Origin of the sequence: Streptomyces sp. CA-135486 (genome assembly GCF_050936555.1) — a bacterium.
GTDB lineage: Bacteria > Actinomycetota > Actinomycetes > Streptomycetales > Streptomycetaceae > Streptomyces.
The window spans coordinates 2,452,303-2,472,767 of sequence record NZ_JBNJMM010000001.1 but is presented as its reverse complement, the minus strand read 5'-3'; the positions used below and the strand labels follow the sequence as shown (position 1 = coordinate 2,472,767).

Annotated in this window: 16 protein-coding genes; 8 read left to right on the top strand and 8 right to left on the bottom strand. The window is 70.6% G+C overall.

Annotated features, from left to right (window positions below; translation table 11 throughout):
• Positions 1–89: 89 nt before the first annotated feature.
• From ACQEVG_RS11215 to ACQEVG_RS11200, 4 genes are all read left to right on the top strand, one after another.
• Positions 90–983: a glycosyltransferase family 2 protein gene (locus ACQEVG_RS11215; RefSeq protein WP_432980772.1), complete on the top strand. Its 894-nt coding sequence runs from the start codon at positions 90–92 to the stop codon at positions 981–983.
• Entirely contained in the window at positions 980–2,092 is a 1,113-nt protein-coding gene (locus ACQEVG_RS11210) for a glycosyltransferase family 2 protein (protein ID WP_432980770.1), read from the top strand. The genes ACQEVG_RS11215 and ACQEVG_RS11210 overlap by 4 nt, the downstream gene beginning before the upstream one ends.
• Before the next feature lie 20 nt (positions 2,093–2,112).
• Positions 2,113–2,892, top strand: a complete 780-nt coding sequence (locus ACQEVG_RS11205; RefSeq protein ID WP_432985267.1) for a polysaccharide deacetylase family protein — start codon at positions 2,113–2,115, stop codon at positions 2,890–2,892.
• A 239-nt stretch (positions 2,893–3,131) separates the two neighbouring features.
• Positions 3,132–4,226, top strand: coding sequence for a DUF5925 domain-containing protein (locus ACQEVG_RS11200; protein ID WP_432980768.1), 1,095 nt, complete (start codon positions 3,132–3,134; stop codon positions 4,224–4,226).
• 102 nt (positions 4,227–4,328) lie between these two features.
• Here ACQEVG_RS11200 and ACQEVG_RS11195 read toward each other — a convergent pair whose 3' ends face one another.
• The gene (locus ACQEVG_RS11195; RefSeq protein ID WP_432980766.1) at positions 4,329–4,703 is read right to left on the bottom strand and encodes a GntR family transcriptional regulator; all 375 of its coding nucleotides are present in this window, start codon (positions 4,701–4,703) and stop codon (positions 4,329–4,331) included.
• 112 nt (positions 4,704–4,815) lie between these two features.
• Here ACQEVG_RS11195 and ACQEVG_RS11190 point away from each other — a divergent pair, with 112 nt between their 5' ends.
• On the top strand, positions 4,816–5,310 hold the full coding sequence (locus ACQEVG_RS11190) for a DUF402 domain-containing protein (protein WP_432980764.1): 495 nt from the start codon (positions 4,816–4,818) through the stop codon (positions 5,308–5,310).
• Positions 5,311–5,413: 103 nt separating this feature from the next.
• Here the strand turns inward: ACQEVG_RS11190 and ACQEVG_RS11185 are convergent, their stop codons facing one another.
• Both ACQEVG_RS11185 and fxsT read right to left on the bottom strand, forming a co-directional pair.
• Entirely contained in the window at positions 5,414–5,965 is a 552-nt protein-coding gene (locus ACQEVG_RS11185; RefSeq protein ID WP_432980762.1) for a flavoprotein, read from the bottom strand.
• A gap of 288 nt (positions 5,966–6,253) precedes the next feature.
• Positions 6,254–8,776 (bottom strand): FxSxx-COOH system tetratricopeptide repeat protein, encoded by a 2,523-nt coding sequence (fxsT, locus tag ACQEVG_RS11180; protein WP_432980760.1) that lies wholly within the window; start codon positions 8,774–8,776, stop codon positions 6,254–6,256.
• A gap of 414 nt (positions 8,777–9,190) precedes the next feature.
• On the opposite strand from fxsT, the gene ACQEVG_RS11175 reads away from it, so the two are divergent.
• Complete coding sequence (locus tag ACQEVG_RS11175; RefSeq protein ID WP_432980758.1) at positions 9,191–10,156, top strand: lytic polysaccharide monooxygenase auxiliary activity family 9 protein; 966 nt, start codon at positions 9,191–9,193, stop codon at positions 10,154–10,156.
• Between the two features lie 20 nt (positions 10,157–10,176).
• On the opposite strand, the gene ACQEVG_RS11170 is transcribed toward ACQEVG_RS11175, so the two are convergent.
• From ACQEVG_RS11170 to ACQEVG_RS11160, 3 genes are all read right to left on the bottom strand, one after another.
• Positions 10,177–11,061 (bottom strand): esterase/lipase family protein, encoded by an 885-nt coding sequence (locus ACQEVG_RS11170; protein ID WP_432980756.1) that lies wholly within the window; start codon positions 11,059–11,061, stop codon positions 10,177–10,179.
• A 175-nt stretch (positions 11,062–11,236) separates the two neighbouring features.
• Positions 11,237–12,217 carry a DNA polymerase Y family protein gene (locus ACQEVG_RS11165; RefSeq protein ID WP_432980754.1) on the bottom strand — a complete coding sequence of 327 codons (981 nt, stop codon included), beginning with the start codon at positions 12,215–12,217 and terminating at the stop codon, positions 11,237–11,239.
• Positions 12,214–15,651 (bottom strand): DNA polymerase III subunit alpha, encoded by a 3,438-nt coding sequence (locus ACQEVG_RS11160; RefSeq protein WP_432980752.1) that lies wholly within the window; start codon positions 15,649–15,651, stop codon positions 12,214–12,216. Before ACQEVG_RS11160 ends, ACQEVG_RS11165 begins: the two co-directional genes overlap by 4 nt.
• A gap of 142 nt (positions 15,652–15,793) precedes the next feature.
• On the opposite strand from ACQEVG_RS11160, the gene ACQEVG_RS11155 reads away from it, so the two are divergent.
• On the top strand, positions 15,794–16,906 hold the full coding sequence (locus ACQEVG_RS11155) for a DUF3533 domain-containing protein (protein ID WP_432980750.1): 1,113 nt from the start codon (positions 15,794–15,796) through the stop codon (positions 16,904–16,906).
• A 284-nt stretch (positions 16,907–17,190) separates the two neighbouring features.
• Here ACQEVG_RS11155 and ACQEVG_RS11150 read toward each other — a convergent pair whose 3' ends face one another.
• Both ACQEVG_RS11150 and ACQEVG_RS11145 read right to left on the bottom strand, forming a co-directional pair.
• Positions 17,191–18,273 carry a S1 family peptidase gene (locus tag ACQEVG_RS11150; protein WP_432980748.1) on the bottom strand — a complete coding sequence of 361 codons (1,083 nt, stop codon included), beginning with the start codon at positions 18,271–18,273 and terminating at the stop codon, positions 17,191–17,193.
• Positions 18,274–18,504: 231 nt separating this feature from the next.
• Complete coding sequence (locus tag ACQEVG_RS11145; RefSeq protein ID WP_432980746.1) at positions 18,505–19,320, bottom strand: slipin family protein; 816 nt, start codon at positions 19,318–19,320, stop codon at positions 18,505–18,507.
• Between the two features lie 136 nt (positions 19,321–19,456).
• Between ACQEVG_RS11145 and ACQEVG_RS11140 the strand changes: the two genes are divergently transcribed.
• Positions 19,457–20,365, top strand: a complete 909-nt coding sequence (locus tag ACQEVG_RS11140; protein WP_432980744.1) for an alpha/beta fold hydrolase — start codon at positions 19,457–19,459, stop codon at positions 20,363–20,365.
• Positions 20,366–20,465: the final 100 nt, after the last annotated feature.

The window sequence follows — 20,465 nt, the reverse complement described above, 5'->3', positions numbered from 1 at the left end:
CGGGGTGAGAAGAACCCCCCTTTCAAACCGGAAACTCATCCGGACTGCCCGGGGGCGGGCGGTCCACCGGTGGAGAGGGAAACAGACTCATGAGCTCAGTCCTGCGCCCGGCCGCTCCGGGGCAAGATCAGTTCACCGAACCGTCGCACCAGGGGGGAACTTCCGAAAGATCCGCCGAGGCTGAAGCTCCGGCAAAGGAAGTCGGCCGGCTGTCCCATGTGTACCGGCCGATCTCCTCGCATCTCGCGATCACTCCGCCCGTGAGCGTCGTGATCCCCGCCATGAATGAGGCGGAAAATCTTCCGTACGTCTTCAAGACCCTGCCCGACTGGATTCATGAAGTCGTGCTGGTGGACGGGAATTCCAGCGACAACACCGTTCAGGTCGCCCGTGAACTGTGGCCGGACGTCAAGGTCGTCAAGCAGGTCGGCAAGGGCAAAGGGGACGCCCTCATCAGCGGATTCGCCGCCTGCACGGGCGACATCATCGTAATGGTCGACGCGGACGGCTCGGCCGACGGCCAGGAGATCGTCTCCTATGTCTCGGCACTGGTCTCGGGCGCCGATTTCGCCAAGGGCTCCCGCTTCGCCAACGGCGGCGGCACCGACGACATGACCCCGATCCGCAAGCTCGGCAACTGGGTCCTGTGCACCATCGTCAACGCCAAGTTCGGAGCTCGCTACACCGACCTCTGCTACGGATACAACGCCTTCTGGAAGCACTGCCTGGACAAGATCACCCTGGACTGCACGGGCTTCGAGATAGAGACCCTGATGAACGTCCGGGTCGTCAAGGCCGGACTGCGCGTACAGGAGGTCCCCAGCCACGAGTACCTCCGCATCCACGGCGTCAGCAACCTCAGCGCCGTACGGGACGGACTGCGGGTCCTCAGAGTGATCCTCAAGGAGAAGGGCGTAAGCCGCGCCCAGCGCCGCCGTGAGGCCGCGCTGAGCCTCAGGATCCCGCGGGGAGAGGCGTCTTGAGCGACCGCCGCTTCTCCGTGGTGATCTGCGTCTATACGGAGGACCGCTGGGAGGACATCCTCGCGGCCGTCGACTCCGTACGGCGTCAGTCGCTGCCGGCTCTGGAGACGCTGCTCGTCGTCGACCACAATCCGGCGCTCCTGGACCGGCTCACCAAGGAGTACCAGGAGTACGGCGAGCAGGGTGAACGCGCGGCGGACGGCGAGAAGGTGCGGGTGCTCGCGAACGCGGGCCCCCGCGGCCTCTCCGCGGGCCGCAACACAGGGATCGCCGCCGCCCGTGGCGAGTTCGTCGCCTTCCTGGACGACGACGCCGTGGCCGAGCGCGACTGGCTGCGGTACTTTGCCGAGGGGTACGACGAACCGCGGGTGATGGCCGTCGGCGGGCAAACGAGGGCGGCGTGGGCGTCCGGGCGCAGGCCCCTCTGGTTCCCCGAGGAGTTCGACTGGGTGGTCGGCTGTACGTACCGGGGCCTGCCGCGCGGCAAGGTGCGGGTGCGCAATGTGCTGGGCGGGAACGCGTCCTTCCGGCGCAGCGCATTCGACGCGTCGGGCGGCTTCGCCACCGGGATCGGGCGCGACGGCGACAAACGCCCGCTGGGCTGCGAGGAGACCGAGCTCTGCATCCGGCTCACCAAGGCGCTGCCGGACGCCGTGCTGCTGATCGACGACCGCGCGGTGATCCACCACAAGGTCCCGGCCGCGCGTGAACGCTTCGGGTACTTCCGCACCCGCGCCTACGCGGAGGGCCTGTCCAAGGCGCTCGTGGCCAGAAGTGTGGGCGCGGACAAGGGGCTCGAGTCGGAGCGCCGGTACACCACGCGGGTGCTCCCGGCCGGAGTCGCGCGCGGGCTGCGCGACGCACTGCTGGGTCGCCGGGGCGGCGCGGGCCGGGCGGCCGCGATCGTCACGGGGGTGGCGGTGGCGGCGGGCGGCTATGCGGTGGGAAGCGTGCGGGCGCGCGGGGGCGGCGTGAGGTTCTCGTCGGGTCCGATCGTGGCAGGCCGGGCCCCCTCGGGCCCGGCCCCCTCGAAAACGGTCCCGCCGTCCGAGCCGGTCCCGTCCAGGCCCGTGACCCCCGCGTCGGACGCGCGAGGTGAGCCTGCGTGATCCAGCCCGTACCCATCCTGATGTACCACGCCATCGGGCACCGGCCGGCCGAGGCCACGCACGGCCTGTCCGTCTCGCCCGACGCGTTCGCCGAGCAGCTCGAGCTGCTCGGCGAGCGCGGGTTCACACCCCTCACCACCGCACAGCTGGGCGACGCCTGGCGGTCGGGCGGCAGCCGGCCGTTGCCACGCCGCCCGGTGCTGATCACCTTCGACGACGGCTACGAGGGCGTGCACCGGCACGCTCTCCCCGTGCTCGCCAAGCACGGCTTCGCCTCGACACTCTTCGTCTCGACCGGCTGGCTGCGCGGCCCGTACGACGAAGGCGGCGCGCTCGACACCATGCTCGACTGGGACCAGGTGCGCGAACTGGCCGCCGCCGGCACGGAGATCGGCGGGCACACCCATACCCATCCGCAGCTGGACCAGCTCGACGACGACCGGCTGCGCCACGAGACCATCCGCTGCCGGGACATCGTGGGCGACGAACTGGGTGCCCTGCCGGTTTCCTTCGCCTATCCGTACGGCTACTCCAGCCGCCGGGTGCGGCGTACGGTCCGGGCCGCGGGTTTCGCGCAGTCGCTCGCCGTGGGCAACGCCCTCGCCCTGCCCCGGCAGGGGCCGTACGCCCTGCAGCGGGTGACCGTGCGGCGAAGCACCGGCATCGAGGAGTTCGAGCGGCTGATCGAAGGCCGGTCGATCGCCCGCAACTTCGCCAAGGACCGGGCGCTCACCAAGGGGTACGCCATGGTACGCCGGGCGCGTCGGGTCGGGAGCCTGATCCGCCGGGCCGGCGGCTGATGCGGGAAGGAGCCCGGGGCACGGCCGAACCCGAACGGGCCTCGGGCACGGCCGAACCCGAAGGGGCCTCCCGCGCGGCCGGACCCGAACGGCCCCCTGGGGCGGCCGGACCCGAAGGGGCCTCCCGCGCGGCCGGACCCGAAGGGGTCTCCCGCCCGGCCGGACCCGCCGGCCGCCCCCGGGCGCGCCACCGGTCAAAACACCGTGCGCTCGGCGGCGGCGTGCCGGATCATGGGCGCATGTCTGCCAAGCCTCAGGACGCACTGCCGATCCGGCTCAACGTCGACGACAGCGACTCACCCTCGGACGTCGTCGACGCGCTGTTCCTCGGCCGTTTCGCGACGGGCGAGCAGCCGTACTCCCACAGCTCCACCATCGACCGCGTCAAGCCCGGCGCCACCCTGCTGCCGCCCGCCGCCTCCGTGCTGCGCTGCGCGCGCGACGACGACCGCAGCGCCACCCTCGCCGAGGGCGAGGGCTGGACGCTGCTCATCTCCCGCTGGAACCGCGGCGCCGACATCACGGTCACCGCGGTCACCTCCGAGCTCGCCGAGAAGGTGCTCAAGCAGGCGACGGACGGCGCCGCCGACGAGCCCGAACCGCAGCCGGAGAACGTCACCATGGGGTTCTGGTACGTGTCGCCGCGGCGCGGTCCGCACCGCACGACGCGCCAGATCGCCGCTGGGACCTGGGACGAGGTCAAGCCCAACTACACGGCGCCGGTGGCCGACGCGATGGACCGGCTGATGAAGGTGACGCCGGACGACATCGCGGGCCGGCTGCTCCTGCTGCACGGCCCGCCCGGCACCGGTAAGACCTCCGCGCTGCGCACGCTGGCCCGTTCCTGGCGGGACTGGTGCCAGGTCGACTGCGTACTCGACCCGGAGCGGCTCTTCAACGACGTCGGCTATCTGATGGACATCGCGATCGGCGAGGACGAGGGCACGTCGAAGGGCCGCTGGCGGCTGCTTCTCCTTGAGGACTGCGACGAACTGATCCGCGGCGAGGCCAAGCACACCGCGGGCCAGGCGCTGTCGCGGCTGCTCAACCTCACGGACGGCCTGCTCGGCCAGGGCCGCAACGTCCTGGTGGGCGTGACGACCAACGAGGACCTGGAGCGACTGCACCCCGCCGTGGTCCGCCCGGGCCGCTGTCTGGCCCGGATCGAGGTGGGCGCGCTGACCCGCAAGGAGTCGGTGAACTGGCTGGGTACGGAGGAGGGCGTCGGCCGCGAGGGCGCGACGCTGGCGGAGCTGTACGCCCTGCGCCGCGGCAACACCCCGGCGTCGGTGCCCCCGCAGCACGACGGCGCGGACGCGGGCCTGTACCTCTGACCCCGGGGCTCCGCGCCTCAATCGCCGGCGGGGCTTGATCTGCCCGGGCAGCCCCGCCGGCGATTGAGGACATGGGGCCGAAGGCGCGAAAGGCCCCAGCCCTCAACCCCCGTACGCCGCGCGCAGCGCGTCCTGCACCGCCGACAGGGCGTCGGCACGTGTGAGGCCGAGCCGCTGCACCTGCTCGGCATAGGCCGCCGCGGCCGCCGCGGCCTGCCGGTCCGCCGCATCCCCCGCCGCCGCGATGAACGTCCCATTGCGGCCGCGCGTCTCGATCACACCGTCGGCCTCCAGCGCGCGGTACGCCTTGGCCACCGTGTTGGCGGCGAGGCCGAGGTCCTCCGCGAGGCCGCGTACCGTCGGCAGCCGGTAGCCGACGGGCAGCACGCCCGACCTGGCCTGTTCGGAGATCTGGCTGCGCAGCTGTTCGTACGGAGCGACAGCCGCATCGGAGTCGATGGCGATGTTCAAGGTCACCCGCCGATTGTCCCCCAGCCGCTCTCCCTCCTCGGGGGAAATGGGGAGGCGACACGACCCTGCGGGCACGTACCGTGCGCTGGTTACGAGTTCTTCGCTACGGAGGTACGGCATGTCCGCACGCTTGGTTGAGGTGGTCCTGGTCAAGGGGGGCCGGACCAAGATCCGCTATTCCGCCGAGCTGCTCGCGGACGACGGCACCCAGGTGACGGTGCGCGCGCCGTGGGCGGGCGAGGGGACGCGCGACTTCGGCTTCGTACGCTTCGAGGCGGGCGATGTCTTCACCGAGCACTACTGGCGGGACCGCTGGTACTCGGTGAAGGAGGTCCGCGCCGGCGACGGCACGCTGAAGGGCTGGTACTGCGACATCACCCGTCCCGCCACGCTCGACGGCGACAAGCTGACCGTGGAGGACCTGGACCTCGATCTGTGGGTGTCGGCGGACGGTTTGTCGGTGCTGCGTCTGGACGAGGACGAGTTCGAGGCGAGCGGGCTCGCGGCCCGCGACCCGGAGGCGGCGAAGCATGCGGTCCAGGCCCTGGACGAGCTCGAAGTCCTCGCCCACAGGGGCAAGTTGACCGATCTGCTCGATCACCGCGGCCGGTAGGGCCCTCGCCCCGCGCACCGGATCGCCGACCACGAGCATCAGCCACGCCGGCATGATCACCAGGTCGAGCGCCTGGTGCGCGCGGCCCTTCGCGCGGGCGCGATCACTCTCGACGACGGGCCGGTTCCAGCAGCTCGAGTGCCTGCTCCCAGCGGAAACGATCGGCGCCGCCTTCCGCGTTGGGCTGGTGGGGCTCGTAGTCACCGATCAAAGCGCCCATCGTCCGTAGCCGCTCCAGACTCTGCCCATACGCGGGGTGGGCAGCCTGCGCCGCGTTGAGATAGGGAAGTACGGCAGTGGGGATGCCGAAGCCGTATGCCTCGCACAGGATGCCCAGCGCCAGGGTGTCGGAGATTCCGGACGCCCACTTGTTGATGGTGTTGAAGGTGGCGGGAGCCACCGCGATCACATCAGCCGGCGGCAACGGGCGCGGGTCGCCGGGGCGGCGCCAGGCGGAGCGGATCGGGTAGCCGGTCTGAGCCTCGACCGCCCGGGCATCGATGAAGCCGAGCGCTGGCGGGGTCGCCACGACGCCGACGTCCCAATTACGTTCCTGGGCCACGGTGATGAGCTTGCCGACGTCCCTGGCGATCCCGGCCGCGCAGACGACGACGTACAGGAACGGCTTCTTGAGCCGGCCGGACTGATCACTCACGCGGGAACTCCCCCTCGGGCTGCTGAAGTAGTGCGTCCATGGCGCGGAAGCCGGTCATCCAGTTGTGCCTGGCGCGGCCTCCCATTCGCGCTCCAGGATCGAATAGGTGCTGGCGTCACGCCAGGCGCTCCGCACCACGACGTGCCCGCGGATACAGCCCTCCTCGGTCATCCCCGCCCGCACCGGGGCGGCCGTGTCCACGTGACACGGCCGCCGGTTTACGTATCACCCGCCCTCATCCCCGGCCGGCGGCGTCGCTCGGCCAACTGTGCAATCGTCGGGCTCGGTTCAGACTTCCGCGCTGCCGGGCAGCTCATCGAGAAACTGGGCGGTGGCCAGGGTGTCGGCGTGATCGTCACCCAACACCCGCCGGCGGCGGCCCAGCGTGTCCTCACCCAGCACCCGGGCAGCCTCCACCTCCCCCAGATCCGCCAGCCGGACCGCCAGGTTGGAGGCGGTGGCCAGGGTGTCGGCGTGATCGTCACCCAACACCCGCCGCTGCCGGCACAGCGTGTCCTCACCCAGCACCCGGGCAGCCTCCACCTCCCCCAGATCCGCCAGCCGGCCCTCCTGGTTGGAGGCGGCGATCAGCGTGTCGGCGTGATCGTCACCCAACACCCGCCGCTGCCGGCCCAGCGTGTCCTCACCCAGCACCCGGGCAGCCTCCATCTCCCCCATGTCCGCCAGGTCGACAGCCAAGTTGGAGGCGGTGGCCAAGGTGTCGGGGTGATCGTCACCCAGCATCCGCCGGCGCCGGGCCAGCGTGTCCTCACCCAGCGCCCTGGCTGCCTCCACCTCTCCCAGATCCGCCAGCCGGACCGCCAGGTTGGAGGCGGTGCGCAGGGTGTTGGAGTGGTCGTCACCCAGCACCCGCCGCTGCCGGGCCAACGTGTCCTCCTCCAGAGCCCGGGCAGCCTCCACCTCCCCCATGTCCGCCAGGTCGACGGCCAGGTTGGAGGCGGCGATCAGCGTGTCGGGGTGATCGTCACCCAGCACCCGCCGCTGCCGGGCCAACGTGTCCTCGTCCAAGGCCCGGGCCTGCGTGTGGTTACGGGTGTCGCCGTAGGCGCGGGCAAGATGGAGGGCGGCCCACAGAGTGTGCTGGTGGTCGGGGCCCAGTTGCTCGGTCCAGGTCTGGTGGAGTTGTTGCAGGCGGTCCAGAACGATGCTCGCGTTGCCGCGGTCCATGAGGTACCAGCAGACGTCGCATGCCGCGTACCGGCCCTCGTGCGTGGTGAACTCGCCGGGGTCGAGGGCCAGGAGATGGGGAATGACGTCGGGCCAGGCGGGCCAGGTCTCCGGATCGGACGCCTGACGGGGAGTGGCAGCGATCAACAGGGTCTCCGCCGCCCGGGCCGCATCGGCGCGCTCGGACGCCGTGAGCTGGTCGCGGACGACGGCCTGGGTCAGGCGGTGCAGCTGCACCGTGCCGTCCTGGACCCGGGCCAGCCCCTGCCGCGCCAGTGCCCCCAGCGCCTTACCGGCGGCCATCGGATTGTCGAGCAGCCCGGCCACGACCGAGGGGGAGTCCGGGACAGGGCGGGTGCACGCGCGCAGCGGGAAGGGCTCGGGAGCCAACAGGGCACAGGCGTGCAGCAGCGCGAGGGCGGCGGTATGGGTGCGCCCCAGGCGCTGGGTGCTCAGGTGGATCTGCGCGACCAACGACACCGGGTAGCTGTCAGGGCGGCCCTCGTCCAGCACCTTGCTGATGCGCTCCTGAAGCAGACGGTGGTACTGGTCGAGGGTGAGCCCGTCGGCGAGAAGGGCCGCGGCCTGGACCAGGGCCAGCGGCAGGTCCTCCAGTTCCTGCGCCAGCCGCCCCGCGTCCGCCTCATTCATCCCCGGAACACGGGCCTGCAGCAGCTCCACCGATTCCTCACGCGCGAAGGCGTCCACCTCGACCACGCGCGCCTGGTCCTGCCAGTGCGGGTTGCGCGAGGTGATCAGCACATGCCCCCTGCCGCCGGGCAGATAGGGGGCCAGCGCCGCAGGGTCCTCGGCGTTGTCGAACACCAGCAGCCACCGCCCCCGCGTGCGCAGCTCCTCCGCCAGCGCCTCGCACGCCTCCGCCGGCGGATCATCTCTCTGGGCGGCACCGGTCTTCACGGCCAGCGCCGCCAACTGGTCCGGAATCAGCGCCGGTTCCTCGGAACGGATCCACCAGGCCAGTTCGTACTCCCCGGCGAACCGGTGCCCGTACTCGATCGCCAGCTGCGTCTTGCCCACCCCGCCACGCCCCCGCAGCGCCTGCACCGCCACCCGCGAACCCGACGTCAGGGCCTGACGCAGATGCACCAACAGCCCGTCCCGGGCGGTGAACCCGGCATTGCGCACCGGCAGATTCCACACCCTCGGCAGACTCCCCGGCAACCGCGGCCCCGACCCACCCATCTCCCGTAACCGACCGCCACCGGGATACCAGGGCTTGGTGTCAGGGCGACGCGGCCCGCCGACCGCCTGCACAAGAGCCCGCTCGGCCTCCCCCTCTTCCAGACCCACCAGCGAAGCAGCCAGCACGGGAGTCAGCACGGGCGGCACGGCCGCATCATCAATGCGTACCGGGATCAGCTTTTTCTTCGCCGCCAGGACCGCCGTCCACTCGTCGGTCGTGAACCGGTCGGGGTCGAAGTACGCGGCCGAGAACACCGCCAGCATCCGGCCCCGCTCCAGCGCGGTGTTCATCTTGAGGATGAAGTTCTCGCCCGCCCGCCAGTCCCAGTAGTCCAGCTCCACCTCATACCCGGCGTCCTCAAGCTGCCAGGCCACCCACTCCGCCCACGCCCGGTCCGCCCCCGCGTGACTGACGAACACCCGCCCGCCGTCCTCGACCAACCCGCACCCCCGACGCCGCCCCAGCCCCAGACCACCGACACTAGGCCAACCACCACCCACCCGCCCGTACTTCACCCACAGACAGTCCCGGCCCGCCGGCCACCGGCTCGCAGGCGCGCCCTGGGCCGCGACGGACAGCTCCCCCTCACCTCCGCCGCTCCGGCAACAGGTACCGCCCCGCTTCCTGAGCCCCCTCTTAGCGCCTCCTTAAACGCAGCATAAGGATCGCCATCACCCCCTCCCAGCAGGCGATTTCAGCCTCCCGAGCCGCTAGCTTGCTGATCGCCGGAGCCCGTTCGAAGGCTCGGTGCCGTAGTCCTACGGGGGGCCGCGCCGCTCCTTCGAACACGGCTCTGGACCCCCCACACCGCTCTCTCGAAGGAGTACGTCACCATGACCGCTCGCCGCCGTAAGGTCACCACGGTCGCCGCCCTCTGCATCGCGCCGCTCGCGATCGTCGGGCTCGCCGCCGCGCCGGCCGTTGCGCATGGGTCGATGACCGACCCGGTCAGCCGGGTGTCCGCCTGTTTTGCCGAGGGGCCGGAAAGCCCGGACTCCGCGGCGTGCAAGGCGGCGGTCGCGGCCAGCGGGACGCAGGCCTTCTACGACTGGAACGAAGTCAACATCGCCAACGCCGCGGGCAATCACAAGCAGCTGATCCCGGACGGCAAGCTGTGCAGCGCGGGACGGGACAAGTACAAGGGGCTCGATCTGCCGCGGGTCGACTGGCCGTCGTCCAAGCTCGCGTCCGGCAATCACACCTTCCACTACAAGGCGACCGCCCCGCACAGGGGCTCCTTCGAGCTGTACCTCACCAAGGACGGGTACGACCCGACGAAGCCGCTGAAGTGGTCGGACCTGGAGGAGAAGCCGTTCGCGAAGGTCACCAACCCCAAGCTGGTGAACGGTGAGTACATCTTCGACGGCGCCGTCCCGAACAAGTCCGGGCGGCATCTGATCTACTCGATCTGGCAGCGTTCGGACTCGCCCGAGGCCTTCTACACCTGCTCCGACGTGGTCTTCGGCCAGGACAACGGCGGCGCCGGCTCCGCCGCCCCGACCGCGTCCGCTCCCTCCGAGAAGGAGATCGCGGACAGCGCGGACAAGTCCACCGTGGATCACAACGGGCATGGGGGCGATCACAGCGCCAAGGCCGAGACTCCCGCCCCCAGTGCTCCCAATGCTCCCGAGGCCAAGAGCGCTTCCGAGCCCAGCACCCAGAACCTCGCCGAGACCGGCGGTGACAGCAACACCTCGTACATCGCCATCGGCGGTGCCGCCACCCTCGCCCTCGGTGCCGCCACGGTGTTCGGGGCCGGCCGGCGCAAGGCGACGGTCAGCGGCCGTCGCAGCCGCTGACCGTCCATCGGGCACCAGCGTCAGCTGAAGACTGACGCGCAATTCGTCGGGGTGGCGTGCGCCGGATCAAGGGCGTTCGCCACCTCGTGGTAGGCAATCCGGTCGAACAGCCCTATCGCCAGATGCTCCGACAGGTCGACCGGACACAGGTCCTGCAGCAGGACGTTCCGTACGTTCGGTCCCTCCAGGTACGCCGTGCGGTAAGGCGTTACGACCTCGTCGTACCGACTGGCGATGACCGTGTAGCGCACGCCGGGCACGGTGTCGCCGCCCGCGTTGAGTTTGGCCAGGAAGGCGGAGCCGGCCACCTGGTCGGCCAGCCCCGGGGTCGCGGCGCTGAGCAGGTCCTCCGCACCGGGGAAGTAGGGCAGCAGCTTCGCGATACCGCTCAGCGTCGTGCCGTGGTTGTCGGGTCCGAGGCCCACCAGCGCGTTCACCTTGTCCGCCCCGCCCAGGAACTTGAGGTAGTAGCGCGGCATCATGCCGCCCTGGGAGTGGCCGACGAGATCCGCTTTGGGTGCGCCGGTCGCGGTGAGCACCTTGTCGACGTACGTGTGGAGCTGCTCGGCCGACTTGTCGATCGGGCCGAGGCCGTGGAAGAAGGGCACGCCGGGGAGCTGCCCGTAGTCGAGGCTGAAGACGCAGTATCCGCGGTTCACCAAGTACGGGGCGAGTGCGAGCCAGTTGTCCACGGAGTTACCGAAGGTGCCGTGGACGAGGACGACGGGACGGGGATGGGCGGCGGAGGGCTTGCAGGAGTAGTTGTTCCAACCGCTGTGGGGTGCCGATTCCAGGGCCGGGTCAGTGGCTGAATCGGCGTATGCGGCAACTGTGGGGGTGAGGGTGGCTGAGACGGCCAACAGCAGGGCTGCGACGGGTCTGAGCGCACGTTTCCAGGGCAGCATCGGGCAGTCTCCTTGCGGCTCAAGGGAGTAGCGATGGCTGGATTGGGGGGGTGGTGCTCACGTCAACTTACGCACGAGTAACTAAAGATTGGAAGTTACGCGTCGGTAAAAACTGAACTTGTGTCAATAGCGGACCTTGGACAGGCAGAGCCACGGCAGAGCTACAGCGGCAGAGCTACGCGGCGAGTGAGCCCGGCACCACAGCCCCCGGCCCGAACCGCGCCCGCGCCCGGTCCGCCACCGCCTCGATCCTGCGCGCCCGTTCGTCCGCGGGGTCGAACGTCAGCTGCCGCGCCGCCCGTTCGGCAGGTGTCAGATCCTCGGCGCGCAGCGCGAGGCTCCGCACCCGGGCCCGCTGCAGGCCCAGCGACTCATGGATCCGGTACGCGGTATCAGTGAGCGTCGCGGAGTGGGCGGTCGGCTCGCGCAGAGTGCGCGACCGCGTGGTCGTGGACCGGTCCGCGTATCGCACGGTGAGGGTCAGCGAACGGCACACCTGGCCTTCGCCGCGCATCCTCATCCCCAGTTCCTCGGTGATCGAGAGCAGCGCCCTGCGGTGTCGTACGGGGTCCAGCTCATCGCGGCCGAAGGCCCGTTCGGCGGCGACCGAGCGCGCCGCGGCGTTCGGGGCGACCGGCGTGCGGTCGATGCCGTGCGCCCGCTCCCACAGCTCGCGCCCGGCCCGCGCGCCGACGATCCGCTGGAGCACGGCGAGCGGCGCGGCGGCGACCCTGCCGATGGAGTCGAGGCCGTACGCACACAGGGTGCGGGCCGTCGTCGCCCCCACCCCGTCCAGCGCGGCGACCGGTTTGTCGGCCAGGAATCCGGCCGCCTCGTCATCCGTCACCACCAGGGTCGTGCCGGGCCCGGCCTCCCGTGCCGCCATCCTGGCCAGCATCGGGTTCGGCCCTGCCCCGATCGCGCACTCCACGCCGCAGTGGGCGAGCGCACGCACCCGCAGGAGCGAGCCGAGCTGGGCGGTGTCCCGCCCGAAATACCGCTCGGCGCCGCGCACATCGACGAGCGCGGCGTCCGGCGGGAGCGCCTGCACCACGGGGCTGATGTCCTCGGCCAGACCGAGCAGCGCGGGCAGCGCCGCCTCGACCCCGCCCGTCTCATGCATCGGGGCCGGCCGGAAGCGCACGTAGAGGATCATCCCGCGCTCCCCGGGCTCTGGTGCCACAACTTCCTTCCGGTGCCGCCCTGTTGCTCACCCGCGGGCTGGAGATCCGCCCAGGGGTTCAGCTCATATCCCGTGGAGAGCTGGATACGCCGGCCGCTGTCGGCCGGAGCCGCCTCACTCGGCACCTCCGCGAGCCGCGCCGCGACCGCGTCAAGACCGCCCGTACGCCGCAGCTCCACCAGTTCCGCCAGATTCCATGCCGCCGCGCCGACCACGCTGAGGCTGCGCGGCCCGCGCCGCTGCACCACCCCGCGCACCAGCAGCAGCCAGGAGTGGAAGACGGTGTGCGCGCACGCGGCGTGGCTGTCGTCGAAGAAGGCGAGGTCGACCAGGCCCGTGCCGTCGTCGAGCGTGGTGAAGATGACCCGCTTGCCGGATCGGATCGGCGGTGTCTGGGTGGCCGCCTTCGCGCCCGCGACCAGTACGGTCTCGCCGTGCTTCGCCGACCGCAGCCGCTGCGCGCTGTGCACGCCGAGCTCCGCCAGGAAGGCGTGATGGTCGCTCATCAGATTGCGCGAGGCGTCCATGGAGAGGACACCCAGCTCGGCGCTGAGCCGTTCCGCTTCGTTCAGGTCGGGCAGTCCGATGGGCGAGGTCTTCCCCGCTTCACCCAGGGGGAGTTGGTTTCCGTACGACCCGGCCTTCCGCTGCGTGCGGTGCAACTCCGCGAGATGCAGCAGCAGATCGCGGCGGTTCGCGCCGAACGCGTCCAACGCGCCGACCTGGGCGAGCCGTTCGGCGACGGGCCGCCCCGGGCGGGCCCGCTGCCAGAAGTCGAGCAGCGAGGCGTACGGCTGCCCGGCTTCGATCCGGGCCGCCTCCGCCTCACTGATGCCGTACACATCCGCGAGTGCCAGCCGGATACCCCAATTACCAGACACCAGTTCGATACGATGCCCGACCGCCGACCGGTTCACATCCAGCGGCAGCACCGGCACCCCGCGTCGCCGTGCGTCCGCCAGCAGCAGCCGCTTCGGATACATCCCGGGGTCGTGTGTGAGCAGCCCGGCGTAGAAGGCCGCCGGGTGGTGCGCCTTGAGCCAGGCCGACTGATACGTCGGCACGGCGAAGGCCACCGCGTGCGCCTTGCAGAAGCCGTACGAGCCGAAGGCCTCGATGATCTCCCAGGTACGGGCGATGACTTCGGGCGCGTACCCCCTGGCCTCCGCGTGCTGTGCGAACCAGATCTTGATCTCCCCCTGCGACTCGGGGTGGGAGAGCCCGCGCCGCACCCGGTCGGCCTCGCCCCGGCCGCAGCCGGTCATGATGTTCACCATCTCGATGATCTGCTCATGGAAGACGACCACTCCGTACGTCTCCTTCAGCGGCCCCTCCAGGTCGGGATGCGGATAGCGGACGGGCGCCCGGCCGTGCCGGGCCTCGATGAACGGCCGCACCATGTCGGCCGCGACCGGCCCCGGCCTGAAGAGCGAGATGTCGACGACCAGATCGTCAAAAGTGGCGGGCTGCAGCCGGCCGACCAGGTCCCGCTGGCCCGGCGACTCGATCTGGAAACAGCCCAACGTCTCGGTGGACCTGATGAGTTGATACGTCGCCGGGTCGCCCGGCGGCACCTGCCGCGGGTCGTCGAGGTCGAGCTCCTGCCCGGTCGCCCGCCGCAGCTCGGCGACCGCGTGCGCCATCGCCGACTGCATCCGCACCCCCAGGACGTCGAGCTTGAGCAGCCCGAGGTCCTCCACGTCGTCCTTGTCGAACTGCGACATGGGGAAGCCCTCGCCGCTGGTGGGCATCACCGGCGTACGCGCAAGGAGCGTGGCGTCCGAGAGCAGCACTCCGCACGGGTGCATGGCGACGCCGCGCGGCAGCGCGTCCAGCGCCTCGACCAGCTCCCACAGCCGTCCGCACTTGTCCCCTTCCCGCTGAAACTCCCCTGCCAGTTCGCGTAGTTCGGGCAGCTCCTCCAGGGCGGCGCGGGCATCGCGGGCGCGGATGTGCGGGAACGACTTGGCGATCCTGTCGATCTCGGCCGGGTCCATGGAGAGCGCGGCACCCACGTCCCGTACCGCATGGCGCACCCGGTAGGTCTCGGGCATGGCGACGGTCGCGACCCGTTCCTCGCCGAAGCGGCCGATGATCGCGCGGTAGACCTCGAGACGGCGGGCGGACTCCACATCGATGTCGATGTCGGGCAGCACGGAGCGGCGCGTGGAGAGGAAGCGCTCCATCAGCAGACCCTGTTCGACGGGGTCGGCGTGCGCGATGCCGAGAAGATGGTTGACGAGCGAGCCGGCTCCGGAGCCGCGCGCCGCGACTCTGATGCCCATCTTCCGTATGTCGTCGACGACTTGAGCGACCGTCAGGAAGTACGAGGCATAGCCCCAGTAGGCGATGATGTCCAGCTCCCGGTGCATCCGCTCCCAGTACTCGCGGCGGCCGTCGTAGCCGCGCAGCACCATTCCGGCGGCGGCGCGGGAGGCCAGCACCCGCTGTGGAGTGCGCCGCCCGGCGCCGACCAGATGCGGCTCCGGGTAGTGGACGGTACCGATCCCCAGATCGTCCTCGGGGTCGATCAGACACGCGGCCGCCGTCTCCTCCGTCATCGTGAGCAGCCGGTGCGCGGTGTCCCGGCGGAAGCCGGCGGCCTCGGCGACCCGCTCGGCGATACGGGCCATCGCGGCCGGTTCCTTGAGCCAGCGCTCCCCGCTGTCGAGCCCCTTGAGCGGGTCGATCGGGACCAGGCGGCGGGCCGCGTCGAGGACGTCGGCGACCGGGCCCTGCCCCGGGTCGGCGTACCGGACGGCATTGGTCAGCACGGCCCGTACGCCCTGTTCGGCGGCGAAGCCGAGGGTGCGGGCGGCGTGCCGCAGCGAGCCGGGTCCGGTGCCCGTGAGGCCGTGGTGCACCACCTCAAGACGCAGCCGGTCGCCGTAAATCTCTCGCCAGGGCACCAGCAGCGTGGCCGCGCGGTCGGGGCGTCCCGCGGTGAGCGCCCGGCCGACCTCGGACGCCGGCCCGAGCAGCACGGTCAGCCTCTCGCCGTGGTTGTCGCCCCAGGGCAGCACCGGGCTGCCGCCGTCGGTCGCATGGGCGGCGGTCACCAGTCGGCACAGCTCGGCCCAGCCCTCCCGGGATTCGGCGAGGAAGACCGTACGGGGAGCGGACTCGTCCACGAACGCTCCGCCGCGCACCGGGGTACGCCGCCGTTCGGTCGGCCCCTCCTCGCGGACCCGTTCCCCCACCGCGAGGTCGACGCCGAACAGCGGGCGCACCCCGGCCCGGGCACAGGCCTTCGCAAAGCGGACCGTGCCCGCGACGGTGTCGCGGTCGGTCAGCGCGAGGGCGTCCATGCCCCGCTCGGCGGCGCACTCGGCAAGCCGCTCCGGGTGCGATGCCCCGTACCGCAGGGAGAACCCGGAAACGGTGTGCAGATGCGTGAACCCGGGCACCCGCACCTCCTGGATCTGTCCGTCTCACCTCCCCCACCTCCACCATAGACCAAGTTTCGAACATTCGTGCGATCCATGTCCCATCAGCCATTCGGACCCGTCCCACCTGCGCAAACGCCGGACGACACGGAGCGTTGGGCCCATGACTCAGTCAGCTGACGGCCCCCGTGGGCCCGACAGTCCGCGTGTTCCCCGTCAGGGTTTCCTCGCCGAGATCAAGGACGCCGTGAGCGTGCGGGCGGCCGTCCTGGTCATCGGGGTGCTGGTGCTCCAGCTCGCCTTCATCACGTCGTATCTCGGCGCCTTCCACAACCCGAAGCCGCACGAGATCCCGCTGGCCGTCGTGACACCCCGGACGGAGATCACCGACCAGGCCGTGCAGCGGCTCTCGGCGCTGCCCGGCGATCCGCTCGACCCGCGCGCGGTGCAGGACGCGCAGACCGCACTGCAGCAGATCAAGAACCGGGACGTCGACGGGGCGCTGATCGTCGATCCGCGGGGCGCCGCCGACAAACTGCTGGTTGCCGGCGCGTCGGGCGCCTCGCTCGCGCAGGCGCTCACCGCGGTCATCGTGCAGACGGAGAAGGCGCAACAGCGCACCGTGGCCGTCGTGGACGTGGTCCCGGGCGCCAAGGGCGACGCCCGCGGGCTCTCCTCGTTCTACCTGGTCGTCGGCTGGTGCGTGGGCGGATATCTGTGCGCGGCGAGCCTCGCGATCAGCGCGGGCGCCCAGCCCGCCAACACGGCGCGCGCCCTGATCAGACTGGGCGTGCTGCTGCTGTACTCGATCGCGGCCGGCCTGCTCGGCGCGGTCATCGCGGGCCCCGTCCTGGACGCCCTGCCCGGCAGCGTGCCGGCTCTGTGGGGGCTCGGCGCGCTGCTGGTCTTCGCGGTCGGGGCGATCACCCTCGCCCTCCAGGGCCTGGCGGGCGTCGTCGGCATCGGTCTGGCGATCCTGCTCGTGGTGGTCCTCGGCAACCCGAGCTCGGGCGGCGCGTATCCGTATCCGCTGCTGCCGGCGTTCTGGCGGGCCATCGGACCCGCGCTGCCACCGGGCGCGGGCACCTTCGCGGCACGCTCGATCGCGTACTTCAAGGGCAACGGCGCGGGCGGCCCGATGCTGGTGCTCGCCGCGTGGGCGGTGGGCGGGGCGCTGGTCACGCTGCTGTGCGGGCTGGTGCGCGGCCGCGGACCGACGACGGTGGGGGCGGATGTGACGGTGGGGGGCGGGACCGCGGCGGGGCCTCTCGCGTGAGGCCCGGCCGCGCCCGCCAAGACCCGGGGCTCCGCCCCGGACCCCAATTGCGGGGGCTCCGCCCCCGTACCTCCGCGCCTCAATCGCCGGCGGGGCGAGTCACCGGGTTCGTGGTGAGCGTGGGCCAGGGGGCGTTGGTGGTTGCTGTCCAGTGGGTGGTTTCGCGGGCGAACCGCTACGAGCACCCGCCCCAATCGCCGGACGGGCTTGAAAATCAAGCCCGTCCGGCGATTGAGGACATGCGGCCGAAGGTCGCATACGGGGGTCTGGGGAATCGCCCCCAGTCAGCCGATTTCCGCGCCGAACGCCGACAGTGCTTCCGTCACCGGCTGGAAGAAGGTCTCGCCGCCCGATGAGCAGTCGCCGCTGCCGCCCGAGGTCAGACCGATCGCCGTGTCGCCCGCGAAGAGCGAGCCGCCGCTGTCGCCCGGCTCGGCGCAGACCGTGGTCTGGATGAGGCCGTTGACGATGTCGCCGTTGCCGTAGTTCACGGTGGCGTCGAGCCCGGTGACCTCACCGTCGTGCACCTGGGTGGTGGAGCCGCTGCGGGTCACCTTCATGCCGACGGTCGCATCGCCCGCCTTGGTGATGGCCTGCGTGCTGCCGTTGTAGAGGTTGACCTCGCTGGGGTGCGCGACGTCCGAGGTGTACTTGACCAGACCGAAGTCGTTGTCCGGGAAGCTGGAGTCCGCGTTCTGGCCGATCTCCTTGCCGCTGCTGTCGGACCAGGTGGAGATCGACTCGGTGCAGTGCCCGGCCGTGATGAAGAACGGCTGACCGTCCTTGACGACATTGAATCCGAGCGAGCAGCGGCCGCTGCCGCCGGTGATGGCGTCGCCGCCCGCGATGAAGGGCTTGAACTCCCCGGCGGACTTCTTCAGCTCGGCCTTGTCGCCCAGGCCCTTGACCACCTGGCTGAGCTTGGTCCACTGAGCGCCCTCGACCGTACGGTCGGCGGTGACGACGACCTTGTTGGTGACCGGGTCGACGGCCCAGGAGGTGCCGGGAATGGTCGCCTTGGTGGTGAGGGTCTGCCGGGCGGTCTTCAGTTCGGCGAGGGTGTTCTCGACGATTCTCGCCTTGCCGCCCGCCTTGCGCACGGCCTGGGCCGCGGACTCGTCGAGGACGTTCACCACGAGAGTCTTGGCGTCGGCGTCGTAGTAGGTACCGGCCGCGTCGGCGCCCAGGTCCTGGTTCAGCGCGGAGGCAAGGTTTCCGGCCGCTATCGCCGACAGTGTCTTCGCGGTGAACTGCTCAGTGTTGTCACTGGCGTTCGCACTCTGGAATGTGACGCCCGCGGCGACCAGCGCGACGACCGCGCCGCCTGCCATCGCCGCTTTCCTCTTGGGTATGCGTCGGTGCTTCAACTTCGACCTCCTGTGGGGGCCGTGTCCGGACAAGTGGGGTGCCAGGACACGGAGGATGAGCCGCCCACTATTCCGATTCCGATTGGCGGCACACAAGGTCGACTTCAGGACGGGCACACGACAACGCGGGGGCGTTCACAGGCTCTTCACACGATGGGTTCACACTGGTCGATTCCATCGGTTCCGTATGCGAACACCGCGTGCAACTGCGCCATGGGCGGTGAGTAAGGACTAGTCCTGTCCTGTTTCCGTCTTTGCGGAACTGGAATCCGCGGGCGGCAGGGGCTGCTGCTGGGCCCGCTCCAGGAAGCGGAGCAGTTCCACCGGGAACGGCAGCACCAGCGTGGAGTTCTTCTCCGCCGCGACCGCGACCACGGTCTGCAGCAGCCGCAGTTGAAGGGCGGCGGGCTGCTCCGACATCACGCCGGCCGCCTCGGCCAGCTTCTTCGACGCCTGCAGCTCCGCGTCCGCGTTGATGACCCGGGCCCGCCGCTCACGGTCCGCCTCGGCCTGCCGCGCCATCGACCGCTTCATGGCCTCGGGCAGGGACACGTCCTTGATCTCCACCCGGTCGATCTGCACACCCCACCCGATCGCCGGACTGTCGATCATCAACTCCAGCCCCTGATTGAGCTTTTCGCGGTTCGACAGCAGATCGTCCAGATCGCTCTTGCCGATGATCGACCGCAGCGACGTCTGCGCCATCTGCGAGACCGCGAAGCGATAGTCCTCCACCTGCACGATGGCCTCGGAGGCGTCCACGACCTTGAAGTAAATCACCGCGTCCACACGGACCGTCACATTGTCCCGGGTTATGCCGTCCTGGGCGGGTACGGGCATGGTCACGATCTGCATATTGACTTTGCTGAGCCGGTCGACGAAGGGGACGATCAGCGTGAAACCCGGGCCGCGGACCGAGGACCTGAGCCTTCCGAGCCGGAAGACCACCCCTCGTTCGTACTGTTTGACCACCCGGGCCGCCGCCATCACATAGACGACGCCGGCGGACGCGACGGCCGCGCCGGCCGTCACCAGTGCCTCTACCATCACGGCCCCCTGGGGTGCGAGGTGGACCCGCGTACACGTGCCTCTTTTGAAGGTATCCCCCAAATGACGTCAAAGGGAGTCCCGGTCGGGGTCCTGATGGGTAATCATCGAGTGGGCGGGGAATGCAGGGCCCATCATGGCCCCTGCACAGGGCACATACGACGAAGGGGGTCGCCGGGTGCGAGGTCGGGTGCACGCGGCGGACGGGCGGCATCTGATGGTGGAGCGGCTGGGGGATCCGCGCGGCAGACCGGTTTTCCTGCTGCACGGCACCCCCGGCAGCAGGCTGGGACCTGCGCCGCGCGGCATGGTGCTGTACCAGCGCGGCACGCAGCTGATCGCGTACGACCGCCCCGGCTATGGCGGTTCGGACCGGCTGGCGGGACGCAGCGTCGCCGATGTGGCCCAGGACGTGAGGGCGATCGCCGACGAGCTCGGCCTGGAACGGTTCGCCGTGGTGGGCCGCTCGGGCGGCGCGCCGCATGCGCTGGCCTGCGCCGCCCTGATGCCCGACCGGATCACCCGTACCGCGGCGCTGGTGACACTCGCGCCACGGGACGCCGACGGGCTCGACTGGTTCGAGGGCATGGCCGCGTCCAACGTGCTGGAGTACACCACCGCGGCGGCCGATCCGGCAGGGCTGACCGAGCGGTTCATCCTGCGCTCGGCCGAGATCAGGAAGGACCCGATCCGGCTGCTCGACGATCTGCGCAGGGAGCTGACCGAGTCCGACCGGATGGTGGTCGCGGACGCGGGTGTCAGATCCATGCTGCTGCGCAACTACCAGGAGGCGCTGCGTACTTCCGCGTACGGCTGGATCGACGACGCACTCGCCTTCTGCAGCCCGTGGGGCTTCGACCCCGCCGACATCAAGGGCCCGGTGATGCTCTGGCACGGCGAGAAGGACGTCTTCTCGCCGGTGGGGCACTCGCGCTGGCTGGCGGAGCGCATTCCTGGGGCGACGGCGGTGCTGGAGCCTGCGGCGGCGCACTTTGACGCGCTGCATGCGCTGCCGCGGATTCTGACGTGGTTGCTGGAGCACTGACCCTAACTGTGGGCTCCGCCCCCAGCCCCGTACGCCCGTAGGGGGAGGGTCCTCAATCGCCGGACGGGCTCATATTGAGCCTCGCCGGCGATTGAGGCGC

Excerpts from the sequence above, each read along its gene's own strand:
- ACQEVG_RS11215 (WP_432980772.1), top strand. The coding sequence starts at position 90 with ATGAGCTCAGTCCTGCGCCCGGCCGCTCCGGGGCAAGATCAGTTCACC.
- ACQEVG_RS11205 (WP_432985267.1), top strand. The coding sequence starts at position 2,113 with ATGTACCACGCCATCGGGCACCGGCCGGCCGAGGCCACGCACGGCCTG.
- ACQEVG_RS11200 (WP_432980768.1), top strand. The coding sequence starts at position 3,132 with ATGTCTGCCAAGCCTCAGGACGCACTGCCGATCCGGCTCAACGTCGAC.
- ACQEVG_RS11190 (WP_432980764.1), top strand. The coding sequence starts at position 4,816 with ATGTCCGCACGCTTGGTTGAGGTGGTCCTGGTCAAGGGGGGCCGGACC.
- ACQEVG_RS11175 (WP_432980758.1), top strand. The coding sequence starts at position 9,191 with ATGACCGCTCGCCGCCGTAAGGTCACCACGGTCGCCGCCCTCTGCATC.
- ACQEVG_RS11170 (WP_432980756.1), bottom strand. The coding sequence starts at position 11,061 with ATGCTGCCCTGGAAACGTGCGCTCAGACCCGTCGCAGCCCTGCTGTTG.
- ACQEVG_RS11165 (WP_432980754.1), bottom strand. The coding sequence starts at position 12,217 with ATGATCCTCTACGTGCGCTTCCGGCCGGCCCCGATGCATGAGACGGGC.
- ACQEVG_RS11155 (WP_432980750.1), top strand. The coding sequence starts at position 15,794 with ATGACTCAGTCAGCTGACGGCCCCCGTGGGCCCGACAGTCCGCGTGTT.
- ACQEVG_RS11145 (WP_432980746.1), bottom strand. The coding sequence starts at position 19,320 with ATGGTAGAGGCACTGGTGACGGCCGGCGCGGCCGTCGCGTCCGCCGGC.
- ACQEVG_RS11140 (WP_432980744.1), top strand. The coding sequence starts at position 19,457 with ATGGCCCCTGCACAGGGCACATACGACGAAGGGGGTCGCCGGGTGCGA.